Source organism: Spirillospora sp. NPDC047418, assembly GCF_040643275.1.
Classification (GTDB): domain Bacteria; phylum Actinomycetota; class Actinomycetes; order Streptosporangiales; family Streptosporangiaceae; genus Spirillospora.
On sequence record NZ_JBEYTW010000131.1, the window covers coordinates 1 to 21798 of the forward strand.

Sequence of the window (21798 nt, forward strand, 5' to 3'; positions counted from 1 at the left end):
CGCCCTGGGGGTATCTGGCCATGCCACCGGCATACGCCCACACCACCGGCCCGTCCACTCACCAAACCGCCATCACCCAATAACCCTGGTTAGCCGCCCCCCACACGGCTCCGGCGTTAGCGGAACAACGCCATGACGGCTCGGGCGATCTGCTGGACGTCGCGGTCCGCAGTGGCTTGGTTCAGCCCGGTGCCGGTCTTCACCGCCCAAGGACGGGAGTAGTCCTGCCCTTCCCAGTCGATCTCCATATTGACGTTCTTGAAGCGGCAGTACAGGTAGCGGCCACCCATCGAGTATTGGTGCCGGGAGTCTCCGATCACTCCACTCAAAGCGTTCTTTCGCTTAATACGAAAACCCAGACATTCGTCCGCAATATGCTCCGCCTCTTCGATCGGACCGGTGTGCACGACCTGCGGCCCCGTACGCGACCGGTCGTTCGCCAACTCTCTTCGCACATAAGCGGCTTGCTTCTTCGCCTCGGCAATGCTGGCCTTCCTGGTCACATGCAAGGTGAGGAGGCGATTATGTCGAGCATCGACGCTCGTCCAAGAGAAGGTCGCATATCTTGATGGTTTATTGTACGGATCGGTCCAGAGTTTGCCCTTGGCGATGCCGTCGGGGAGTGCTCTGGAGACCGCACTTTCGATTTCCGGCAGTCTGGTGACAAGGCCCGCCGCATCTGTTGCAGCCGGCCAGGGGGTACGTTGAGCAGGTGCTGCGGAATTCCCGCCGTCGTGCGCCTCACCCGTCGCGTCCGAGAGCAGGCCGCACGCACCCACGCCGGCGACGCAGCAGAGCCCGATCGCAGCGTGTACTCCCCTTCGCCTTATGCGGCCACTGGGCGACCCGGTCATGGAGAGCACCTCACTTGCCGAAATGCTCGGTGACCTCACCGAGTTCGGACACCACGCCACCGACCGTGCTTACCGTCTCTCCGGCGGGCTTCAGCGGCTCGATCAGCCCCATGAGATCACCGACGGTCTGCGCCCCGCCGCCAATCTTCTTCATATCAGCTCCGACGGTCTTGGCATCCAGGTTCATGCCCGCAAGGTGTTCTTTCTCGGTCTTCAAATGCTTGCTCAGTTCGTCGATCCGAGGGGAGTACCACTGGACCTGCCCCTCCCGGAGCAACCCGCCGGGGTCAAGCTTTCCCACCTTGGACTTACCTCGATAGTAATTGAGCATCTCCAGGAGGACATCACCGATCTTTGCCAACTCCTGGGCAGCTATCTCGCGGGCTTCCTGTGCCTGCTGTATGTACTGACCGCCTCGATGGATGAACTGACTCATGGCGGTGTTCGATCCCTTATAATTGAGATTAGGTCGTGGCGCGTTCGTCTTCGCCCAATCGGGTCCGCGCAGGAAGTAGCCCTTCTCCAGACCTTCGCTCACCTCCTGCTCGATCGCATGCTCGATGGTGGCAAGTTTTTCGGCGAGGTGATCGATGATGGCCGCAGTGGCGGCCACTATCTTGTCCAGCGCGGAGAGCATGGACGCGTCCTGGCCGTAACTGGCCGTGAAGGCACCGGCGCTCACACCGCTCCACTGCACCCGACCCTGCCTGCTTAGCAGTTCGTTAACTTTTCTACGCAACTGGTCGACGTGCGGGTTGCCCTTTAAAGCGAGGTCGTAGAGCGCGGTCGCCAGGTTCTGCAGACCGTAGAAGTCGCCGGCAACGTAGTGACCCCATGTCGGGGGAAGGTAAGGGCGCACATTCGGCATCTCCGCTGGAGTGAACGGCCGAATGGGCGGTGCGTCCTGGTCTGGCTCGGGCGGCACGGTCGGTCCTCAGTTCTTCGGTTCGGCGAGGGCGGTGAAGTTCGGAAGATCCGTCCGCAGCGTGGCAGCCGTCACCGCAGCCTGCATGAGGGAGACGATCGATTGATCATCCGCCTCCTGGTACTTCTCTGCCACTAATTGGAGTTTCTCTCCGTGCTGCCATATGGCATCCGCAAGAGCTCCGTGCACGAGGTAGATCATTTCCAGGACCGTGCCGAGAGTCTGATCCGTGTTCGGGTCACCGGTGGAGGGCTTCTCCAGGCTCCCCGGCGACATATAGCTCTTATAGTCTTCGGCGACTTTCTTGAAAGTGTAACCGGTGTAGATGATCGCTTCGATGTCCGCCGCGTATCCGCCCACCTGACCCCCTACCCGCGTGCTGCACGCTAATTGATGTCCGCCCGCAAGGCCGGATCGACAACAACCGGAACCCTTCCCGCTACCTGCCGGAGGAGTTCGATGATCTCAACCTCTACGTATGCCTGCTCCACACCGAGCACTTGGAGGAGCTTCTCAAGGGAGGTGTATACGGCAAGCCCTGCCACTCCCTCGGCCAGCTCCCTCAATTGATAGGTAGACCCATTCTGCTTCGACTCCGAATTCCGTGTCGCCGTGGGAACGAACACGAGAGCGGACGACCCTCGGGAGGAGGCGGCTCCGGCTCGATGACCAGCGTCTATTGGCGGCGGCGAGGCGGAAGGTCCCGCCGTGTCAGGCGACCGACTCCGCAAACGACCGACTGCGTCCTCCGCACCGTTCGGAGCGAAAGGAGTCGCTTGATTGAGCAGATCGTGCAGTTTGTCCGACATGCCGACCCCTTCCCCTAGGGGGCGGAGTTTAGAGGGAGCAACCCTAATTTTACAAGCAGTTTGACCTGATCCGGATGTGACAGTCGTAACCGAGGCGGAGTCTCAAACGGGTTGTTCGCTGTCCGTTTCCGGTGATTGAGGACGGCTGAAATTCTCCAGGAGGCCGAACATGGATGCAGGAGCATCAGTATCAGCATCATTTGCGACACTGCTTCCGGCTCCAGCCGTGCGGGCAGACACTCGGACGACCATGTCTCCGGCGAGCCGCGGATCGCTTGAGGCGGGCGGCCCGGGGGCTCCTCGTGGGCCGGTCAAGGCGCGACCTGCCGATGACCCGCGGCCGTTGTTCTGTGGACGGGCGGTCGCAAAGGCGTGGCCGAAGAGAGGGTGCTGGCGGCGGGCCGTCCAAACCGGGGACGGGACGACTCGCCGCTGCTCAGTGAGTCGGGGGCGATGGGGTGGATGGCCTGGACGGTCGGTCAGTGCGTGGGTCAGGCCATCTGGCAGCGTCACCACGGACATCATCATTGTCAGTGCGTGTCGGCAGCGGACTGGACGGCCGTGCGCAGGGCGGCGCGGGCCACGTCCGCCAGCTCGACGCACTCACCGCCGTTGCTCAGGCTCCGGTTGCCTTGCGCCACTCGGCCTTGTTCAGGTCCATCGTTCTTCGGCCACCTTCCTAATGAGGTCGCGCGACATGTTGCCTGGGAGCATCCTTGATCTCAACGATCACGGTCCTGGACGTGTCCTCGCTCGGGGGCTTTCGGGGGATACGTGACACGGTTCGACCTGCTGTCAGGGCAGGTCGTGTGCTCCGCGCTTGATGTCGGCGGCCAGTCGGCGGAAGCGCTCGGCCTGAAGCGTGATGCGGGAGCCGCTCGGGTCCTTGCTGTCACGCACGCCGACGTCGCCGGAGAGGTTCGCGACCTCCACGCAGTTGGACTGGCCGCCTGTACCGCTGCGGCTCGACTTGCGCCACTGGGCCATGTGTACTTCTCCAGTTCGGCCTCCAGGAAGGCCCGACTTGGGCCGACCGGGGCGGCTATGTCGCCCACCAAGTCGTACCTTACTGCCACTTCTTGTACATCGAACGGGTCCATGAGGAAGCAGCCACGCGTCGCCGCTTCGGTGTAGGCGAGCTCCCGGTCCCCGACAGTGAGGAGCACGAAAGGGCCATCGAGGCCCGGATGCGCACCCGCGCTGTTCTCCACTATCCGGATACTGATGAAGGGAAGCTCACTCAGTTCGATCAGCCGGGCGAGTTGGCCGCGCATGACGTCCGGGCCTCCTACGATTTGCGACACTGCCGCCCAACCGAGAAAGGCCATCAATCTCGGCGGTTTCGGCTTGCCGAATACGGTGGCCTGCCGCGCCAGTCGCCGCTCAAGGGTCGCTTCAAGATCCTCCGCAGTCCCGGCGCTCAGTGCGGCACGCGCGTAGTCCGGCGTCTGGAACAGCCCCGGGACGACCGATGACTCCCACATCCTGATCCTTGATGAGCGAGCCTCCAACTCGGCGAGTTCCAGCAGCCAGTTGCCCTCGTCGGCCCGCTCGGCGAACCCGACCAGGGCCGTGAACATGCCGTCCGTGTTGCACACGCGGTCGATGATCTCCGCGTGCTCCCGCTTGAGCTTGAGCGTGTTGGATTCGTACCGGGAAACAGTCGAACGGTCACACTCAAGCAGGTCACCGAGAGCCTGCCCCGACATCCCGTGTGCTTTGCGGTAGCGACGCAGGTGAACCGCTACGAAGTGCCAAATCGATCTTGACGGGTCGAGCGACTCTCGCGTGAGCATGGCCTCTCCCGTTTGTTGCGGATGATTCCGGAACGTAGCGAGCGTAGCTCAGAGCGAGCACGCTTACACCCGAAGTAACCGGCAACGTTCCGAAGGTCGTAGCGATATGTCCGCACCTGCCCCAGAAATCCCGACTCTTCTTCTCGAACCCAACAAAAACGCGCCGGCATTGGCGCGAGACTTCATCGCGGCGCTGTTCCGGGAATGGGGTTCTGCGGACGACTTCATGGCGCGCCTGGTCGTGTGTGAGCTGGTGACCAACGCGTGGCGGCACGGCGAGGGTCAGATCATCCTCCGTGTCTTCCGCGACGTCCGCGACGTCCGCGACGTCCGCGAGGACCTTGCGGTGATCGAGGTGTGGGACCAAGGGGACGGCCTTCCGGTGGTCGGCCCAGAGGACTTCGAGGCGACCTCAGGGCGCGGCCTGCTGCTGATGTCGCAAGTCGTGGACGACTGGGGAACCCGACCGATCGCGGAAGGCGGGAAGATCGTATGGGCCCGGTGCGCCCTGTGAACACCCAGGTTGAGCAGCACATCCTGCGGTGGCGGACGTCCCGGGGCCGGGCCACGGCGGAAACGTTCCTGAGCCTGTTGGACGTTGCTCCGCAGCCTCGGGGGGCGCCCCGTCCGGCTCTACCGCACGCAGGTGGTACCTGGGGATACCACGTCGCTGAGCGCGGGCGGCGCGGCTACCTGGCACCCTGCGGAAACGCCAAAGCCGCCGCCGAACAGGTCGAAGACCTGCTCAAGCACCGCATGTTCCCTGGCACCTGGTAGGGCCACAAGAGGGACGCTCCTTGGGGTGGGGCTCAAGGGATCGCCCCTCAAACCCGACGGTGACAGACGGCCCCGGCTGGGGAGTTCGGGCCGCCGCACGTCACCGTCCGCCCCGTCTCTCTGCTTCACCCCCGGGGCAGAGAGGCGGGGCCGCTCAAGGACGTCACCAGGGCTGCGCACGTAGCCGACGGTCGGCGCTCCCTCAGCCGCTCCCTGCTCCGGCGCCATGCACGGCGGCGTGTCGAGCGTCGCCGTGGATCGTCCGGCCGGGAGGTCAGGTGGGGGTGCAGATGACTACGGGGATGGTGCGGTCGGTCCAGCGCTGGTAGTCGGCGTATTCGGGGTAGAAGTCGACCAGGCGGCGCCATAGGTCGGCGCGTTCGTCGCCTTCGGCGGTGCGGGCGATCATGGGGCGGGGGCGGCTGCCCGTCTGGACGGCCACCTTCGGGTTGGCGCGCACGTTCAGGTACCACTGGGGGTGCTTGCCCGTCCCGCCTCGGGATGCGACGAGGACGACGCGGTCGCCGTCCGGGAGGTAGAGCAGCGCCATCGTCCTGAGCCGGCCGGACGTGCGGCCGCGCACGGTGAGCAGGCAGACCGGCACCCCGGACGGGAAGGCGCTGCCGAACCGGAACCGGCCGCCGAGCCGTCCGCCCGTGGCGCGGAAGAGCGCGACGTGCCCACGCGTGAGGGCCTTCATCGCCGGGGCGAACAGAGTGGAATCGAAGAACTTCGGCCTGTCGTCGGGCACGGTTCGCTCCATCCTGCGGGGATGACGAGCATTGTGCCGCCTCCGCCGTCCAACCTGACCACCACCCTCTACCGGCCGGTGATGGGTGAACGGACGGACTTGAGTTCGATGTCGAGATTGAACGACACCGTGGCGGTGAGCCGGTCGTGGTGGACGCCAGTCGCGACGTATCCGTCCGTGGCGTCGTCCAACTCATACGTACAGATGGCGAACGCCGGTGCGGTCTGGTCGGTCTCTGATGTCGGGAGCGATCTCGACCGGCTCGACCTCGTCGTCGTCCAGAAGGACGTCCACATCGGTGTCGACCTGCCAGGCATCGGGCGCGGCGTCCTCGATGCGGGTCGCCAAGCGCCGCGCGATGCGTCGGCGGATCGGCCGAGGCCGTGGATTCACGACGAGTTCTCCGTGGATGAGGCTCACACGTACCGGGAGGTCTTCGGGCAGCGCGGGTGTTTCAGCGCCGTCTGTCGCCCGCTTCCCAGACCGGATCGCCCTCTGGCCGCCGTGTCTTTCGCTGAGTGTCGTTTAGGCGGGGGGTTGTTGGGGGGCGGGCGGTATGTGCCACAGGCGTACCTCGTTGCGGGAGCCTGCGGTGGCTAGCGTCTTGCCGTCGGGGCTGTAGGCCACCGAGCGGATGGTGCCCTCGTGGCCGGTGATGCGGTCGCCATGGGGCTTTCCGGTGGCCACGTCCCATATCTGCACCGTCTGGTCGGAGCTGCCGGTGGCCAGGGTCTTGCCGTCTGGGCTGAACACCACCGTGTTGACGTCGTCCGTGTGGTTGTAGAAGGACTGGGGGAGCTGGGTGCGGGCGGCCACGTCCCACAGGCGGACGTCGTCGTGCGCGTCCTCGCCGGCGCCGGCGATGAGCTTGCCGTCGGGGCTGAACGCCACCGCGAGGACGCCGTTGGTCTCGCCTTTGATGTCGCGGGCGCGGGGCTTGCGGCCTGACACGTCCCACAACACGACGTCGTAGGCGTCTCCGGCCAGCGTCCTGCTGTCTGGGCTGAACGCGATCGAGTCGAAGGTTCCGCGTTGTTCCAGGAAACCGCCGATGGGTTTGCGGGTGGACGCGTTGCGCAGCAGGAGGCTGCCCACGTCCGCGGTGGCCAGCAGCTTGCCGTCCGGGCTGAAGGCCACTCCCCTGATGGGGTCTTCGTGTTCGGTGAGGGGCTTGCCGATGGGTTTGCGGGTGGCCACGTCCCACAGGCGCACGGTCGTGTCGCGGCTGCCGGTGGCCAGGGTCTTGCCGTCGGGGCTGAACGCCAGCGACGTCACGTCTTTCTCGTGGCCGGTGAGGGGCCCGCCGAGGGGCGTGCGGGTGGCCACGTCCCACAGGCGTACCGTGCGGTCATCGCTCGCTGAGGCGAGGATCCTGCCGTCGGGGCTGAACGCCACCGCGTTGACGGAGAGGGTGTGGCCGGTCAGCGGCTGACCGATGAGGAACGGTGCGGTGGGCGAAGGTGACCCGGTCCGGCGGGGCCGTCCGGACCCACCAGGCTGGGTCGCGAAGTAGCCGACGGGGACGGCCAGGGCGAGGGTCGCGATGCCCGCCGTGACGAGATAGGCGCGGCGGGAGAGTTGCGGGAGCGGCGGGACGGCGAGGTCCGGGGCGGGCAGGGACGGCCGGGTGACCGCGGGCGCCCGGGCGGCCTGCCCGGCGAGGGCCGCGAGGGTGGCGGCGGCGGCCTGCGCGGTGGGACGGTGCCGGGGATCGCGGCGCAGCAGGTCCCGCAGGACCGGCGCCAGCCGCCGGGCGCGCTGGACGGGAGCCGGATCGCCCCGGGAGATCGCCAGCAGCAGCGCCGCCATGCTGCCGCCGCTGAACGCGGGACGGCCCTCGACCGCGGCGTACAGCGTGGCGCCCAGGGACCACATGTCGGACGCCGCGGTCGCCTCACGGTCGTTGACCTGCTCAGGGGACAGGTAGGCCGGGGTGCCCAGCAGCGCGCCCGTGGCGGTGAGGGTCGTCTCGCCGGGGACGACGGCGAGCCCGAAATCGGACACCACGACCCGCCGGCCCTCCAGCAGGATGTTGGCGGGCTTGATGTCGCGGTGCACGATCCCCGCCTCGTGCGCGACGGCCAGCGCCTCGGCGATCTGGGCGCCGATACGGGCGGCCTCCGCCTCGTCCAGCGGGCCGTTGTCGCGGAGGAGGTCGGCGAGGGATCGGCCCCGGACCAGTTCCATGACGATCCAGGGCAGGCCGTCGTCGTCGTGGAACTGGTCGTGGACGGTGATGACGCCGGGGTGCTTGAGCATCCCGACCGAGCGCGCCTCCCGCTCCATGCGCGCGACCAGGTGCTCGCGCTCCCCCGCCTCCAGGCCCGGGGGGAGTTTGAGCTGCTTGAGCGCTACGTCCCGGCGCATCCGCTCGTCGTGCGCACGCCAGACGGCGCCCATGCCGCCCTCGCCCAGCACCTCCAGCAGCCGGTACCGGCCGAGCACGACTTTTCCCGCATCCCGCGTCACAGTGGCACATTAGTCACAGCGGCCGGGCCCCGATAGCGTCTCGCGGCCTTCCGGCGATCAGGCCGGGGTGCGGGGGCGGGCGGTGGGCGGGGTGAAGGTGCAGGGCAGGCGCTTGTAGCCGTTAATGAAGCCGGACATCAGCCGGTCGGGCTCGCCGGCGGTGATGTCGGGCAGGCGCGTGAACAACTCGCGGAACATCACGGTGATCTCGCGCCGGGCCAGGTTGGCGCCCAGGCAGAAGTGCGGGCCGGGGCCGCCGAACCCGACGTGCGGGTTCGGTGAGCGCAGGATGTCGAAGCGCTCCGGGTCGGTGAAGACCGCCTCGTCCCGGTTCGCGGACCAGTAGAACAGCGTCACCCGGTCGCCCTTGCGGAAGGTGTGGCCGCTCATCTCGTAGTCGCGCGTGACGTTGCGGCGCATGAAGATGACGGGGCTGCTGTAGCGGACGATCTCCTCGATGGCGCCGGCGATGCGTCCGTCGAAGTCCTCCAGGAGCAGTTCGCGCTGGTCGGGGTGCTCGGTGAACAGCTTCAGGCCGTGCGCGATCGCGTTGCGCGTGGTCTCGTTCCCGGCGACCACGAGCAGCAGGAAGAACGCTGCGAACTCGCGCGGGCTCAGCCGTTCGCCGTCGACGTTGGCGTTCACCAGCGCCGAGGTCAGGTCGTCGGTCGGCGCGCCCTTGCGCTGCCGGCCGAGCTTGAAGGCCAGCCGGTGCAGCCGCCAGCCCGCCGACGCGATCGTGCCCAGCATGCGGATCGTGGCGAGCCGGCCCAGCTTCGCGGTGCCGCCGCTGCCGTACTCGACGGTGGCGCCCACGTACTCGGGGTCGCTGTAGCCGACGATGATGTTGGTCCACTCCACCACCCGGCGGTGATGCTGGACGGGGATGCCGAGCATGTCGCAGATGACCTCGACCGGCAGCCGCGCCGCCGCCTGCGAGACGAAGTCGCCGCCGCCGGCCTCGATCAGCTCGTCGACGATCCGGGCGGCGCGGCGGGCGATGTCGTCGTCGGCCTTGGCGAGCACCTTCGGGGTGAACGCGCGGGACACGATCCGGCGGATCTTGGCGTGCCGCGGGTCGTCCATGTCGATCATCGAGTTGAAGTACTTGTCCATCCAGCGCGGCATGTCGGCCGGGCTGGTGGCGCTGGGCTCGCTGCTGAACACCTGCGGGTTGCGGCTGGCCTCCGTCACCTGGGCGTGGTGGGTCAGCGCCCACGACCCCGGGCTCTGCGGGAGGAACGGCAGCTTGGGCAGGGTGAAGAACTCCGGCCCCGGCTGGGCGCGCAGCACCGCGAACGCCCGCGCCCGCTCGTCCAGGGGACGGGCCCAGAACCGCAGGTCGCTCAGGTCGATGTCCGCCGGTGTCAGCTGTCGGGGGGTCTCTGTGGCCACCGGACCTCACGCTCCCGTCTCGTGCCCGCAATTCTGGTGAAGCGTCACACCAGATATCTGGCGTCAAGCGTCCCCAGATCTGCGGGGGAAGTCAAGGGATGCGGCACAATCGGATCCGTGACGTCCGAGCCTCCGCCCGAGCGGCCCTACGGCGGCGTGCCCGCCGACCAGCGCCGGGCCCGCCGCCGCGCCGCGCTGCTGGCGGCCGGGCTGGAACTGCTGGGCACCGAGGGGTGGGCCGCCGCGACCGTCCGGAAGGTGTGCGCCGAGGCGGGGCTCAACGACCGCTACTTCTACGAGAGCTTCGCGGACCGGGACGCCCTGCTCCTGGCGGTCGTCGACGACCAGGTCGCCCAGGGCACCGACGTGATCCTCACCGCGGCCCGCGAGGCGCCCCGCGACCCGCAGGCCCGCACCCGCGCCGTGGTGACCGCCATCCTCGACTTCCTGACCGGCGACCCGCGCCGCGCGCACATCCTCACCCACGCGTTCCCGGCCTCGCCGCTGCTCCAGCGTCGCCGCATCGAGATCATCCGGACCATGGCCGCGATCTTCGCCGTCCAGACCCACGAGACCCTCGACCAGGTCCTGCTGCCGGACATCGACGTGGAACTGACCGGCCTGACCCTGACGGCCGGGCTCTGGGAGGTGTTCACCACCTGGTTCCGCGGCGACCTGAGCATCGACCGCGACCACCTCGTCGACTACACGGTCGCCCTGATCCTGAGCACCACGGAACTGGCCGCCCCCCTCCACCACCGCCTCCACTAGCGCGGTACCGGATGTCAGGGGGCGATGTCGAGGGCGGCGGTTTCGGCGAAAGCCTCCAACTGCTCCAAGTAGTGGGGCAGGGAGGTGTGGCGGACGGTCAGGTTGATGTGGGTTGCGCCTGCTTGCTCGGCCGTGGTGATGATTTCGGCCGCGCGGGCGGGGTCGGTGATGGGGTCCAGGCGCTCGCCCGGGGTGAAGAGGACGTTGAAGTCGGCCGGTAGGTCGTGGCGGCCCAGCATTTCGCGCATCAGTTCGGGGGTCGGGCCCCGGAACGACTGGGGTGCCGGGGCCCAGCCGTCGCCCAGCGTGACCGCGCGGCGCAGGGCGCGCTCGCTGTGGCCGCCGATCCACATCGGGACCTTGGGCTGGACGGCGTGCGGGTCGACCACCATGTCCTGGAACTCGAAATACGGGCCCTTGTACGACACCACCCGTCCGGACAGGGCGGCGCGCAGCGCCTTCAGTGCGTCGTCGGCGCGGGGGCCCCGGTCGTCGAAGGGGGCGCCGAGCATGTCGAACTCCTCCTTCAGGTTCCCGACGCCGAACCCGAGGATCAGCCGCCCGCCGCTCAGGTAGTCGAGCGTCCCGTACCGCTTGGCGATCTCCAGCGGGTGGTAGAAGGGCAGCACGAGGACGTACGGCAGGAAGCGGAGCCGACTCGTCTGCCCCGCGAGGAACGAGAACGTGGCGAGCGGGTCGTAGAAGCGTTCGCCGCGCGGCAGGCCCGGCGGGACGGCCACATGGTCGCCGCAGGTCATGAACTCGTAGCCGAGCCGGTCGGCTGCTTGCGCGACCTGCACGAGTTCGGCGGTGCCCGCCTCGGCCTCCCACTCCGGACGCTTTCCCGCCAAGGCAACGATCGGCGAGCTGATTCCTACTTTCACGCGCTTGTCTCCGTTCCCCGCAATGTCCGCTGGAGCCGGTACAGGGGGTCGTCGCCGTCCCTGCTGCCGGACGGTCCCGCGGCCTCCTTGGGCATCAGCCGGCCGGCGTCGGACCTCGTCCACTCCCGGACGGCCCACCGCTCGGCGATCGCCCACCGCCCGTCCCGCCAGGCCATGTGGTCGACGAACCGCACGCCGCTGGTGAAGTTGGCCCGAGGGTTGTCGGCGGGCTCACCCCAGTGGACGGACGTCCCGTACGTCTCGCTGATCGCGGTGTCGCCGAGCAGTTCGACGAGATGGTTCGCGACGATGTGCATCGTGCCGCCGCGCCTGGCCCGCAGTTTGGGCTCGACCCAGGCGATGTACTCGTCCAGCGTCCCGTCGAAGCCGGTGTGGTGGTCGACCGCGTCCGGGTGATAGGCGGACCGGACGAGGTCGAAGTCCAGCCGATCGATCCCCCGGCAATAGCGCAGGACGACATCGTGAATGTCGCGACGGTCGGTCCATTCGGTGCGCTGAGCCTCCATAACCCAAGAGCGTCCCGTCCCCGGTCAAAGCCCGCGCTGCAAATCCCGCTCTACGGGATCCGGCGGCCATGCCCCGTCGTTTCAGGCAGGGGCGCGCTCGGTCGCGGCCGCCACATCCCACAGCCGCACGGTGCGGTCGAAGCTCGCGCTGGCCAGCGTCTTGCCGTCGGGGCTGAAGGCCACTGCGGCGACGTCGTTCGCATGGCCGGTCAGGGGGCGGCCGATGGGTGCGCGGGTGGCGACGTCCCACAGCCGCACGGTCTTGTCCCCGCCTCCGGTCGCGAGGATCTTGCCGTCCGGGCTGAACGCCACCGCGTGGACGCCGCTTTCGTGGCCGGTGAACGGCCGGCCGATCGGTTTGCGCGTGGCCACGCTCCACAACCGCGTCTCGCTGTCGCTGCCCGCATCGGCAGTGGCGAAGGACTTGCCGTCGGGGCTGAACGCCACCGCGGAAACGGCACCCGCGCGGGCTTTGAGCTTCCGGAAGCGGAGTGGACGGTCGGTCATGTCCCACACGTGCACCTCATCGCCGACTGCTGCGGCCGCGGTGACGAGGGTCTTGGCGTCCGGGCTGAACACCACCGTGCCGACGACGCCGCTGTGTACGAGAGGCTCGCCGATGCGTTTGCGGGTGTCCGTGTTCCGCAAGAACACGATGTGGTCGCCGCCGGTGGCGAGAAGCTTGCCGTCTGGGCTGAACGCGACCGACTGAACGATGTCCGTGTGATCGGTGAGCGGCTTCCCGATAGGGGCGCGGATGGCCACGTCCCACAGTCGCACCGTCTCGTCGCCGCTTCCGGTGGCGAGGGTCTTGCCGTCGGGGCTGAAGGCGATCGCCTCGACGCCGCCCGTATGACCGGTGAGGGGCTGGCCGAGGGGCGTGCGCGTGGCCGCGTCCCAGAACCGCACCGTCCTGTCGTCGCTCCCGGTGACCAGCATGGTGCCGTCCGGGCTGAACACCACCGCGTTGACGGGGCCCGCGTGCCCGGTCAGCGCCTGCCCGGCCGAAGAAGGGCTGGCCGAGACAGGGGTTGCGCCGGGTTGTTCTGGCTGGTCATCGCGGGTGAGGAGGTAGCCGACGGGGACGGCCACGGCAACGGCGGCGACACCCGCGGTGATGAAGAGGGCCCGGCGCGAGAGCTCCGGGACCGGCGGGACGGCGACAGAGTCCGGCGCGGCGAGGGGCGTCGTGGCCGCGGGTGCCGCGGGTGCGGGTGTCGTGGCGGCCAGTGCGGCGAGGGCGCGGGCGACGTCCACGGCGGTGGGACGCTGCCGGGGATCGCGCCGCAGCATGGTCCGCAGGACCGGCGCCAGCAGCCGCGCCCGCTGGACGGGCGCGGGCTCTCCCCGGGCGATCGCCAGCAGCAGCGCCGCGGCACTGCCGCCGGTGAACGCGGGACGGCCCTCGACCGCGGCGTACAGGGTGGCGCCCAGCGACCAGATGTCGGACGCGGCCGTGGCCGCACGGTCGTTGACCTGCTCGGGCGACAGGTACGCCGGGGTGCCGACCAGGGCGCCGGTCGCGGTCAGCGTCGTGTCCCCGGCGACGGCCGCGATCCCGAAGTCGGTGAGCACGACCCGCCGGCCCTCCAGCAGGATGTTGGCGGGTTTGATGTCGCGGTGCACGATCCCCGCCTCGTGCGCGGCGGCGAGCGCCTCGGCGATCTGCGCACCGATGCGGGCGGCCTCCGCCTCGTCCAGCGGGCCGTGCTCGCCGATGGCGTCGGCGAGGGAGCGGCCCTTCACCAGCTCCATGACGATCCAGGGCAGGCCGTCGTCGTCGTGGAACTGGTCGTAGACGGTGATAACGCTGGGATGCTTCAGCATCCCGACCGACCGGGCCTCCCGCTCCATGCGCGCCACCAGGTGCTCGCGGACCCCGTCCTCCAGGGTCGGCGGTAGCTTGAGCTGCTTGAGCGCCACATCCCGGCGCATCCGCTCATCGTGCGCACGCCAGACAGCGCCCATCCCGCCCTCGCCGAGCACCTCCACGAGCCGGTACCGGCCGATCACGACGTTTCCCGCATCCCGCACCACAGCGGCACACTAACGACCCGGCCCCCGCATTGATATACGGCCGGGACGTTAGGACGGGATGCGGGTGAGTACGCGGCGGTTCGTCTTGGTGGCGCGCTTCTCGTGCTTGTCCTTCGGGATGCCCGTCGGAGCGAGGCGCACCTCGATGCGGCCCCCTTCGATGCGGGTCTCGTAGCAGGGCTGCGGGGTGCTTGCCGGGCCGCGCCGGACGCCGCCGTCGGCGAACCGGAACGTGCTGCCGTGCCACGGGCAGGTGACGCAGCCCTGCTCGAACGTGCCCTCGCCGAGGGGCCCGCCCATGTGGCTGCAGGTCGCGGCGAGGCCGTAGACCTTCCCGTCCATCTTGTGGAGCAGGACCTGAACGCCGGCCGCGTCCACCACGCGGTGCTGGCCGTCGGTCAGTTCGTCGGCGCCGATCACCGGCGTCCACTCCTCCGGGCCGTCCTGCCAGGCGGTGTGGTTGACGTTGACGCCCTTGACGAACGACAGGTGCCCGCCCAGGTAGGCGCCGATCGACATCACACCGAACCCGGCGTACCCCAGCGCCTTGCCCGTGGTCCGGTCGCCCTTGGCGCGCATGACGGCCGACGCCGTGTACAGGGACAGCGCCACCGTGTTGGTCGTCGCGTGGACGAGCCCCACCCGGCGGTCGCCCTCCAGGGTGTCGGACCAGTCGTTCAGCCCCGTGAGCGCGGTGGGGACGGCGGAGATGATCCCGGTCCCGACGAGCAGGTCGGCGGCCATCTCGTCCTCGTCCCGGCCCACGGCGTCCAGGAGGGCGGCCATGGTCCAGGCACCGATCGTCACGTCGGTGAGCGCCGGATGCGACGGATGGCCGAAGTACGTCCCGCTGAGCAGATTGCGGATCAGCCGCGGCCGTACCGCCGCCTGAACCGCCTTGCTCACCGGCTTGGCGACCCCGTCCAGCGCTTTCGTCCGTTCCAGCCGACGCACCATTCTCTGCGGCATGCTCATTCCGGCCTCCCCAGGGCAGACATCATGTAGTCCGCTCCTTATCCCCCCAGCCCCCCTCAAAACCCCACGGCGAGCCGGGTGAGGACGTGGCGGGCGTCGGCACCGACGCCGCGCAGGGTCGCCGAGGCGAAGGAGCGCTGCCATTCCAGGCCGACGTAGCCGAGCCCGGGGACGGCGGTCGAGACGCCGGCGCGCTGGCGAGGCGTCCCGTGCTCGTCCAGGGCTCCGAGTTCGGCCAGGTAGCCGGCGTCCGGCCGGTATCCGGTGGCCAGCAGCACCACGTCGACGTGCTCGCGGACGCCGTCGTCCCAGATGGCGTCGTCGCCGTCCAGCCGGCCGAACAGGGGACGGCGGTCGGGGTTTCCCGAGGCGATCGCGGTCCGGTAGGCGCCGGTGTCCATCACGGGGGTCGCCTTGCCGCCGGTCAGCAGGGGTCGCGCCCAGGCGGCGGTGTCCAGGCCGGTGCGCTGCAGCCAGATGTGGACGTCGCGGCCCGCGACGCGCTGCGGCATGAACCGGAGCGGCTGCCGGGTGGCCAGCGTGACGTCGGCGACGGCGGCGAGTTCGATCGCGATCTGCACCGCCGAGTTCCCGCCGCCGACGACCACCACCCGCTTCCCGGCGAAAGGCTCGGGACGCCGGTAGTCGGAGGCGTGCAGCACCGTCCCGGTGAAGGCGTCCAGGCCCGGCAGCGGCGGGCGGTGCGGGCGGCTGAACGCTCCCGTCGCGGCGATCACCAGGGGCGCCGTGAACACGTCCCCGCCGGTGGTCAGGGCCTCGAACGCGCCGTCCGCGCGGGTGATCCGCTCGACGCGGTGGCCGGTGCGGATGTCGGCGTCCAGGTGTGCCGCGTAGCCGGTCAGGTAGGCGACCACCTCGTCCCGTGCCGGGTAGCGGTCGGGGTCGCCCGGGAAGGACGAGCCGGGCAGCGCGCTGCGGCGGGCCGGGGAGAACAGGGTGAGGCTGTCGTAGTAGTGCGGCCAGGAGCCGGCCGGCCGGTCGGCGGCCTCCAGGACGACCGGGGACAGGCCGAGCGTGCGGGCGGTGTGCGCGGTGGCCAGCCCGGCCTGCCCGCCGCCGATGACGAGCAGTGGCGTGGTGTGAACGGTCATGCGGCGCAACATATCATCACTTTGCAATATAACAATATGACGATGGGAAGCGTAGGCTGCCCTGCGATGGAGGGGGTGTCGTGGCCGGACCGGAGGCGCGGCTCGGGGCCGGGGCGCGCGAGTTCCTCAAGGCGCTGGCGAGCGAGCAGCGGCAGGCGATGCTGGAGCTGTTCACCGGCGGGATCGAGCTGACCGTCGGTACCGTCGCCGAACGCCTGGGCATCGCGCAGCCGACGGCCTCCCAGCAGCTGGCACTGCTGCGGCGCGGCGGCCTGCTGACCTCCCGCAGGGACGGCAAGCAGGTCTACTACCGCATCGACGCCCGCGCCGTCGACCAGTCCCTGACCGAACTCCGGACCTACCTGCGCACCTGCTGCCCGCCCGGCTGACCTCGGACGAGACCGCTGGACGAGCGGGTCAGGGAGTGCCGGCGAGCTGGGCGGTCAGTTCCTCGACGCGCCTGCGGATCTCGTCGCGGATGGGCCGGACGGCGTCGACACCCTGACCGGCGGGGTCGTCCAGCGTCCAGTCCAGGTAGCGCTTGCCGGGGAAGACCGGGCAGGTGTCGCCGCAGCCCATGGTGATGACCACATCGGACGCCTGGACGGCGCCGGCGGTCAGCACCTTGGGGATCTCGGCCGCGATGTCGATGCCCTCCTCCGCCATCGCCTCCACCACGGCGGAGTTGACCTCGGCGGCGGGCTCGGACCCGGCCGAACGCACCTCGACGGCGTCCCCGGCCAGGTGGGTCAGGTAGGCGGCGGCCATCTGGGAACGGCCCGCGTTGTGCACGCAGACGAAGAGCACGCTCGGTTTGCCGGACATGGGCGGTAACGTATCATCCTGTGCTGATGTCAGTCGATGTTGATGTGTTGTTGAAGATGCTGGGCGATCCATTGCGCGCCCGGATCGTCCGGCTGCTGGCGCGCGAGGCGCTGTGCGTGTGCCATCTGGTCGAGGAGACCGGCGCCCGGCAGACCAATGTGTCCAACCACCTGCGGGTACTGCGCGAGGCCGGGCTGGTGGACACCGAGCCGTGCGGCCGGTTCGTCTACTACCGGTTGCGGGCCGAGCCGCTGCGCGCCCTGGCCGGGGAGCTGGCCGGGCTCGCCGAAGCCGCCGAGCAGACCCGCGCCCAGAGCAGGAAGAGGCCGTGCCCGTGACCACCGCCCCCGCGCACGACACGGACGGCGGCCTCGTCGCCCGGCTGTCCACCCTCACCCGGTTCCTGCCGGCCTGGATCATCGCCGCGATGGGCGCCGGGCTGCTACTGGGCCGCGCGGTTCCCGGGCTGGACGACGCGCTGGCCCGGGTGGAGGCCGGCGGCATCTCCCTGCCGATCGCGCTCGGGCTGCTGGTCATGATGTATCCGGTGCTGGCCAAGGTCCGCTACGACCGGCTCGGCACCGTCACCGGCGACCGCCGTCTCATGCTCTCCTCGCTGGCGCTGAACTGGCTGGCCGGCCCGGCGGTGATGTTCGCGCTGGCCTGGACGTTCCTGCCGGACCTGCCCGAGTACCGCACCGGCCTCATCATCGTCGGGCTGGCCCGCTGCATCGCCATGGTGATCATCTGGAACGACCTGGCCTGCGGCGACCGCGAGGCCGCCGCCGTGCTGGTCGCCCTCAACTCCGTCTTCCAGGTCGTCGCGTTCGGCGCGCTGGGCTGGTTCTACCTGCGCGTCCTGCCCGGATGGCTCGGCCTGGCCACGGACGACGTGCACTTCTCCACCGGCAAGATCATGGTGAACGTCCTGGTCTTCCTCGGCGTCCCGCTGCTGGCCGGTTACCTCACCCGGCGGGCGGGCGAGCGGACGCGCGGCCGGGAGTGGTACGAAGGCCGCTTCCTGCCGCGCATCGGCCCGCTCGCGCTCTACGGGCTGCTGTTCACCACCGTCGTCCTGTTCGCGCTGCAGGGCGACACGATCACCGGCCGGCCCGGCGACGTCGCCCGCATCGCCCTGCCGCTGCTCGCCTACTTCGCGCTGATGTGGGGCGGCGCCTACGCCCTCGGACGCGCCGTCCGGCTGCCCTACCCGCGCACCGCGACGCTGGCGTTCACCGCCGCCGGCAACAACTTCGAACTGGCCATCGCCGTCGCGATCGCCACCTTCGGCGTCACCTCCGGGCAGGCCCTGGCAGGTGTGGTCGGGCCCCTCATCGAGGTCCCGGTCCTGGTGGCCCTGGTGTACGTCTCACTGTGGCTGCGCGACCGGCACGCCGGCCCACGCTAGGAGCCGTGGGCGGACGCGGCCGGGGTGCCCTCCTCGTCTAGCTGGCGGACCTGGCGGTACACCTGGCCGCGCAGGTGGGCGAACTCGGGGAGTTCCTTCGTGGTGAGCTGGTCGCGGGGACGCGGCAGGTCGACCTCGATGATGCCCCGGACGCGGGTCGGGCGCGGGGTCAGGGCGATGATCCGGTCGGCCAGGTAGACCGCCTCGTCGATGTCGTGCGTGACGAAGACGACGGTGACGCCGTAGTCGTGGCGGAGCTTGAGGGTCAGGTCCTCCAGGTCGGCGCGGGTCTGCGCGTCGAGGGAGGCGAACGGCTCGTCCATGAGCAGGATCTGCGGCTCGTAGGCGAGGGCGCGGGCGATCGCGACCCGCTGCTGCATGCCGCCCGAGAGCTGCCACGGGTAGCGCTTGCCGGCGTCGGCGAGGCCGACGGCCTCCAGCGAGTCGGTGATGAGGCTCTGCTTCTTCTTGCGGTCCAGCCGCTTGCGGCGCAGCGGGAAGGCGATGTTCTCCTCCACCGTCATCCACGGGAAGAGCGACCTGCTGTAGTCCTGGAAGACGATCGCCATGTCCTCGGGCGTGCGGTCGAGCGGCCGTCCCTCCACCCGGACCTGGCCGCTGGTGGCGGGCATCAGCCCGGACAGGCAGCGCAGCAGCGTCGTCTTGCCGCAGCCGGACGGGCCGACCACGCACAGGAACTCGCTGCGCGCCACGGTGAAGCTGATCTCGTCGATCGCCCGCACCGCCTGGTCGCCGCTTCCGTAGATCTTGCCGAGGCCGTCGACCTCGAGCATCGGCGCTCCGTCGGTCATCAAGATGCTCCCTTTCGTGCTCCGTGGTGCCAGCGCAGCGCGCGACGCTCGATGGCGGCGAAGGCGAGGTTGAACAGGTAGCCGAGGATGCCGAGCAGCACCATCCCCGACCACATCTCGGGGATCGCGAAGGTGCGCTGGGCCTCCAGGATGAAGTAGCCGATGCCGCGGGTGCTCGCGACCATCTCGCTGATCACCATCAGGATCAGCGACAGCGACAGCGCGACGCGCACCCCCGCGAAGATCTGCGGCGCGGCGGCCGGCAGGACGACGTGCAGCAACTGGTCGCGGCGGCTGACGCGGTAGGCGCGCGCGCTGTCGAGCAGGCCGGGCTCCACGCCGCGCACCCCGTCGATCGTGTGCATCAGGACGGGGAACAGGGCGACCATCAGGATGATGAACACCTTCATGCTCGTCCCGACGCCCAGCACGACGATGCCGAACGGGATCAGCGCGGGCGGCGGGATCGCCCGGACGAACTCGATGACCGGTGCGAGCGCCGTGCGGAGCTTGCGGACGAGGCCGATGAGGACGCCGAGCGGCACCCCGATGAGGATCGACAGCGCGAAGCCGGAGAACATGTTGACCAGGCTGGGGACGACGTCCGAGCCGACCCGGTCGAACAGCCACGTCTCCCGGAACACCGAGAGGATCTTGGTCAGCGGCGGGTAGAAGATGTTCGCGCTGCCCGCCGACCACAGCCCCCAGCCGAGCAGGACGAGGACGGGCGCCGCGATCTGGATGCCGAGAAGCACCGTGCGCCGGTTCACTGGACGACCTCCTGGGCCCGCTGGGACGGATGCCACCGCAGCAGCCGCTTCTCGATCGCGACGAACACGAGGTTCAGCAGAACGCCGAGCAGCCCGGTGGCGATGATGAGCGCGTACATGAGCTGGTACTGGCCGCCCGCCTGCGCGACGGTGATCGACTGCCCGAGTCCGGGCGCGCCGATCACCAGTTCCGCGGTGACGCACAGGATCAGCGCGGTGGTGGACGCGACGCGCAGCCCGGTGGCGATGTAGGGGACGGCGCTCGGCAGCACCACCGACAGCAGCCGGTCGTGCGGACGGGCCCGGAACGAGCGCGCGGTCTCCAGGGCGACGGGCTCGACGTCCTTCATGCCGTAGATGGTGGCGATGAGGACGGGCCAGGCGGCGGCGAACGTTGCGAGGAAGATCTTGCTCTGCAGGCCGGTGCCGAGCACGAGGACGACGAGCGGGATCAGCGCGACCGACGGGATCGGCCGCAGGAACTCGATCACCGCGGTCGTGGCCGCGTGCAGGACGGTGCTGGAGCCGATCGCCATCCCGAGCACGACGGCGATCAGCACGGCGAGGCCGAAGCTGATCGCCCAGCCCTGCAGGGTGTGGCCGACCGACGTCCACAGCTCGGCGCCACCGGCCAGCTCGGCGAGTTGCCGCAGGTCGCTGGAGACGCGCGGGAACGTCTTCTCCGGCAGCAGCCCGGCGATCGTGGACAGCTCGAGGACGGCCATCACCGCCACGAGCCCGGCCGCGCCGAGCAGCGCGTCGGTGAACTTCGGCGATAGCGGGAGCCGCCGTCTCGTGCCGGGACTGGCTGACGTCGACAAGGTCGAGGTCCGGGTCAACGGGAACTCCTTCCGGGTACGGCCCCGCCGCATCCGCATCGGTGGGTCGGCCGACCCTGGCCACGCGCGGTGCGCGTCGCGGCGAGTCGGGACACTGCGGACCGTCCGCATGGCAGGGTTGCCGCGGCAGGGTCGCGATCAAGCCCTATAATGACGGTATTAAGCATGATGATTATCTGTCAAGGCGTGGTGGCTCTCGGCTGCGCGCTCGCTGACCGGCCGCTATCCGGCCCGACCTACCTGGGGAGCAACCGTTGAGTCGTCCCGAGCAGACCGACCGCACCGAGTGGCGGCTGTCCCGCGCCGAGGCCATCGCCCGCGAGATCGAGCGCAAGATCATCGAATCCGCGCTGCCCGACGGCAGCCGCCTCGGCACCAAGGAGGACGTGCGCCAGGAGTACGGCGTCGCGGTCGGGACCGTCAACGAGGCCGTCCGGCTGCTGGAGACGCGCGGGGTGGTGTCGGCCAAGCCCGGCCCCGGCGGCGGGCTGTTCACCCTCCGCACGCCGGGACACGTGCGCATCAACCATCTGATCCTCGGCCTGCGCGAGAACGGGATCACCAGCGCGCAGTGCCTGGCGGTGCGCGACGCGCTCGAGGAGCCCATCCTCATGGAGGCCGCCGCGCACCGCACCGACAAGGACCTGGTCGAGCTGCGCGAACTGCTGGAGCACATGGACGAGCAGCGCTCGGACGCCGCCGAGTTCCTGCGCGCCAACTGGGCCGTGCACCGGCGGCTGGCGGAGATCACCCCCAACGTGGTGCTGCGCGTCATCTACACGACGATGCTCGACATGATCGAGAACGAGATCGAGCACGTCAGCTCGGACGAGCTGTTCACCGCCGGCAAGACCTTCCGCGCCCACGTGGCACTGGTGGACGCGGTCGAGTCCCAGGACGCCGCCAAGGTCCGCCGCGCCGTCCGCCGCCACAGCCCCCCAACCTCAGTAATCGCCTAACCCCGCCACCCCCGTCCCCGTCCCCGCCCCCTCCCCTCCCGCCCCCTCCCCTCCCGTTGATCTGCGGCGTGTTGTTGTTATGGAGGTGCTCATAACAACAACA

General features: G+C 69.4%; 25 protein-coding genes. 6 read left to right on the forward strand and 19 right to left on the reverse strand.

What is annotated here, in order from left to right; genetic code table 11:
- Positions 1-116 precede the first annotated feature (116 nt).
- The 5 genes from ABZ806_RS41595 to ABZ806_RS41615 form a co-directional block, all read right to left on the reverse strand.
- Positions 117-854 (reverse strand): hypothetical protein, encoded by a 738-nt coding sequence (locus tag ABZ806_RS41595; protein WP_500224407.1) that lies wholly within the window; start codon positions 852-854, stop codon positions 117-119.
- A 10-nt stretch (positions 855-864) separates the two neighbouring features.
- Positions 865-1779: a hypothetical protein gene (locus ABZ806_RS41600; protein WP_500224409.1), complete on the reverse strand. Its 915-nt coding sequence runs from the start codon at positions 1777-1779 to the stop codon at positions 865-867.
- 9 nt (positions 1780-1788) lie between these two features.
- Complete coding sequence (locus ABZ806_RS41605; protein ID WP_500224412.1) at positions 1789-2139, reverse strand: DUF6317 family protein; 351 nt, start codon at positions 2137-2139, stop codon at positions 1789-1791.
- Positions 2140-2165: 26 nt separating this feature from the next.
- Positions 2166-2588, reverse strand: coding sequence for an SseB family protein (locus ABZ806_RS41610; protein ID WP_500224416.1), 423 nt, complete (start codon positions 2586-2588; stop codon positions 2166-2168).
- Positions 2589-3310: 722 nt separating this feature from the next.
- The gene (locus tag ABZ806_RS41615) at positions 3311-4384 is read right to left on the reverse strand and encodes a helix-turn-helix domain-containing protein (protein ID WP_500224421.1); all 1074 of its coding nucleotides are present in this window, start codon (positions 4382-4384) and stop codon (positions 3311-3313) included.
- Between the two features lie 106 nt (positions 4385-4490).
- On the opposite strand from ABZ806_RS41615, the gene ABZ806_RS41620 reads away from it, so the two are divergent.
- Complete coding sequence (locus ABZ806_RS41620) at positions 4491-4898, forward strand: ATP-binding protein (protein WP_500224423.1); 408 nt, start codon at positions 4491-4493, stop codon at positions 4896-4898.
- Positions 4899-5435: 537 nt separating this feature from the next.
- On the opposite strand, the gene ABZ806_RS41625 is transcribed toward ABZ806_RS41620, so the two are convergent.
- The 5 genes from ABZ806_RS41625 to ABZ806_RS41645 form a co-directional block, all read right to left on the reverse strand.
- Entirely contained in the window at positions 5436-5912 is a 477-nt protein-coding gene (locus ABZ806_RS41625) for a nitroreductase family deazaflavin-dependent oxidoreductase (RefSeq protein ID WP_500224427.1), read from the reverse strand.
- A gap of 68 nt (positions 5913-5980) precedes the next feature.
- A complete protein-coding gene (locus tag ABZ806_RS41630) occupies positions 5981-6103 on the reverse strand; it encodes a hypothetical protein (RefSeq protein WP_500224429.1) in 123 nt (40 codons plus the stop codon).
- Position 6104: 1 nt separating this feature from the next.
- Positions 6105-6260, reverse strand: coding sequence for a hypothetical protein (locus tag ABZ806_RS41635; RefSeq protein ID WP_500224432.1), 156 nt, complete (start codon positions 6258-6260; stop codon positions 6105-6107).
- A gap of 177 nt (positions 6261-6437) precedes the next feature.
- Positions 6438-8381, reverse strand: a complete 1944-nt coding sequence (locus ABZ806_RS41640) for a WD40 repeat domain-containing serine/threonine protein kinase (protein WP_500224437.1) — start codon at positions 8379-8381, stop codon at positions 6438-6440.
- A gap of 57 nt (positions 8382-8438) precedes the next feature.
- The gene (locus ABZ806_RS41645) at positions 8439-9776 is read right to left on the reverse strand and encodes a cytochrome P450 (protein WP_500224440.1); all 1338 of its coding nucleotides are present in this window, start codon (positions 9774-9776) and stop codon (positions 8439-8441) included.
- Between the two features lie 117 nt (positions 9777-9893).
- On the opposite strand from ABZ806_RS41645, the gene ABZ806_RS41650 reads away from it, so the two are divergent.
- Positions 9894-10547 carry a TetR/AcrR family transcriptional regulator gene (locus tag ABZ806_RS41650; RefSeq protein WP_500224444.1) on the forward strand — a complete coding sequence of 218 codons (654 nt, stop codon included), beginning with the start codon at positions 9894-9896 and terminating at the stop codon, positions 10545-10547.
- A 14-nt stretch (positions 10548-10561) separates the two neighbouring features.
- Here the strand turns inward: ABZ806_RS41650 and ABZ806_RS41655 are convergent, their stop codons facing one another.
- From ABZ806_RS41655 to ABZ806_RS41675, 5 genes are all read right to left on the reverse strand, one after another.
- The gene (locus ABZ806_RS41655; RefSeq protein ID WP_500224445.1) at positions 10562-11431 is read right to left on the reverse strand and encodes an LLM class F420-dependent oxidoreductase; all 870 of its coding nucleotides are present in this window, start codon (positions 11429-11431) and stop codon (positions 10562-10564) included.
- Positions 11428-11958: a nuclear transport factor 2 family protein gene (locus ABZ806_RS41660; protein ID WP_500224448.1), complete on the reverse strand. Its 531-nt coding sequence runs from the start codon at positions 11956-11958 to the stop codon at positions 11428-11430. The genes ABZ806_RS41655 and ABZ806_RS41660 overlap by 4 nt, the downstream gene beginning before the upstream one ends.
- Before the next feature lie 81 nt (positions 11959-12039).
- The gene (locus ABZ806_RS41665; protein WP_500224450.1) at positions 12040-13995 is read right to left on the reverse strand and encodes a WD40 repeat domain-containing serine/threonine protein kinase; all 1956 of its coding nucleotides are present in this window, start codon (positions 13993-13995) and stop codon (positions 12040-12042) included.
- A 48-nt stretch (positions 13996-14043) separates the two neighbouring features.
- The gene (locus ABZ806_RS41670; protein ID WP_500224453.1) at positions 14044-14970 is read right to left on the reverse strand and encodes a Rieske (2Fe-2S) protein; all 927 of its coding nucleotides are present in this window, start codon (positions 14968-14970) and stop codon (positions 14044-14046) included.
- Between the two features lie 56 nt (positions 14971-15026).
- Entirely contained in the window at positions 15027-16082 is a 1056-nt protein-coding gene (locus ABZ806_RS41675) for a flavin-containing monooxygenase (protein WP_500224455.1), read from the reverse strand.
- A gap of 80 nt (positions 16083-16162) precedes the next feature.
- Between ABZ806_RS41675 and ABZ806_RS41680 the strand changes: the two genes are divergently transcribed.
- Positions 16163-16471, forward strand: a complete 309-nt coding sequence (locus tag ABZ806_RS41680; protein ID WP_500224461.1) for an ArsR/SmtB family transcription factor — start codon at positions 16163-16165, stop codon at positions 16469-16471.
- A gap of 28 nt (positions 16472-16499) precedes the next feature.
- On the opposite strand, the gene ABZ806_RS41685 is transcribed toward ABZ806_RS41680, so the two are convergent.
- Complete coding sequence (locus ABZ806_RS41685) at positions 16500-16907, reverse strand: arsenate reductase ArsC (RefSeq protein ID WP_500224463.1); 408 nt, start codon at positions 16905-16907, stop codon at positions 16500-16502.
- A 26-nt stretch (positions 16908-16933) separates the two neighbouring features.
- On the opposite strand from ABZ806_RS41685, the gene ABZ806_RS41690 reads away from it, so the two are divergent.
- Both ABZ806_RS41690 and arsB read left to right on the forward strand, forming a co-directional pair.
- Positions 16934-17245 (forward strand): ArsR/SmtB family transcription factor, encoded by a 312-nt coding sequence (locus tag ABZ806_RS41690; protein ID WP_500224467.1) that lies wholly within the window; start codon positions 16934-16936, stop codon positions 17243-17245.
- Positions 17242-18315: an ACR3 family arsenite efflux transporter gene (gene arsB / locus ABZ806_RS41695; protein WP_500224479.1), complete on the forward strand. Its 1074-nt coding sequence runs from the start codon at positions 17242-17244 to the stop codon at positions 18313-18315. The genes ABZ806_RS41690 and arsB overlap by 4 nt, the downstream gene beginning before the upstream one ends.
- Here the strand turns inward: arsB and ABZ806_RS41700 are convergent.
- The 3 genes from ABZ806_RS41700 to ABZ806_RS41710 are packed head-to-tail and all read right to left on the reverse strand — an operon-like array spanning position 18312 to position 20736.
- Positions 18312-19127: an ABC transporter ATP-binding protein gene (locus ABZ806_RS41700; RefSeq protein WP_500224469.1), complete on the reverse strand. Its 816-nt coding sequence runs from the start codon at positions 19125-19127 to the stop codon at positions 18312-18314. The genes arsB and ABZ806_RS41700 overlap by 4 nt on opposite strands.
- A complete protein-coding gene (locus ABZ806_RS41705; RefSeq protein ID WP_500224471.1) occupies positions 19127-19897 on the reverse strand; it encodes an ABC transporter permease in 771 nt (256 codons plus the stop codon). Before ABZ806_RS41705 ends, ABZ806_RS41700 begins: the two co-directional genes overlap by 1 nt.
- On the reverse strand, positions 19894-20736 hold the full coding sequence (locus ABZ806_RS41710) for an ABC transporter permease (RefSeq protein WP_500224475.1): 843 nt from the start codon (positions 20734-20736) through the stop codon (positions 19894-19896). The genes ABZ806_RS41705 and ABZ806_RS41710 overlap by 4 nt, the downstream gene beginning before the upstream one ends.
- 254 nt (positions 20737-20990) lie before the next feature.
- Between ABZ806_RS41710 and ABZ806_RS41715 the strand changes: the two genes are divergently transcribed.
- The gene (locus tag ABZ806_RS41715) at positions 20991-21695 is read left to right on the forward strand and encodes a FadR/GntR family transcriptional regulator (RefSeq protein WP_500224477.1); all 705 of its coding nucleotides are present in this window, start codon (positions 20991-20993) and stop codon (positions 21693-21695) included.
- Positions 21696-21798: the final 103 nt, after the last annotated feature.

What these genes read in the sequence shown, in the direction of transcription:
- ABZ806_RS41595 (WP_500224407.1), bottom strand. Translation starts at nt 854, where the DNA reads ATGACCGGGTCGCCCAGTGGCCGCATAAGGCGAAGGGGAGTACACGCT.
- ABZ806_RS41610 (WP_500224416.1), bottom strand. Translation starts at nt 2,588, where the DNA reads ATGTCGGACAAACTGCACGATCTGCTCAATCAAGCGACTCCTTTCGCT.
- ABZ806_RS41615 (WP_500224421.1), bottom strand. Translation starts at nt 4,384, where the DNA reads ATGCTCACGCGAGAGTCGCTCGACCCGTCAAGATCGATTTGGCACTTC.
- ABZ806_RS41620 (WP_500224423.1), top strand. Translation starts at nt 4,491, where the DNA reads ATGTCCGCACCTGCCCCAGAAATCCCGACTCTTCTTCTCGAACCCAAC.
- ABZ806_RS41660 (WP_500224448.1), bottom strand. Translation starts at nt 11,958, where the DNA reads ATGGAGGCTCAGCGCACCGAATGGACCGACCGTCGCGACATTCACGAT.
- ABZ806_RS41670 (WP_500224453.1), bottom strand. Translation starts at nt 14,970, where the DNA reads ATGAGCATGCCGCAGAGAATGGTGCGTCGGCTGGAACGGACGAAAGCG.
- ABZ806_RS41675 (WP_500224455.1), bottom strand. Translation starts at nt 16,082, where the DNA reads ATGACCGTTCACACCACGCCACTGCTCGTCATCGGCGGCGGGCAGGCC.
- ABZ806_RS41685 (WP_500224463.1), bottom strand. Translation starts at nt 16,907, where the DNA reads ATGTCCGGCAAACCGAGCGTGCTCTTCGTCTGCGTGCACAACGCGGGC.
- ABZ806_RS41690 (WP_500224467.1), top strand. Translation starts at nt 16,934, where the DNA reads ATGTCAGTCGATGTTGATGTGTTGTTGAAGATGCTGGGCGATCCATTG.
- ABZ806_RS41700 (WP_500224469.1), bottom strand. Translation starts at nt 19,127, where the DNA reads ATGACCGACGGAGCGCCGATGCTCGAGGTCGACGGCCTCGGCAAGATC.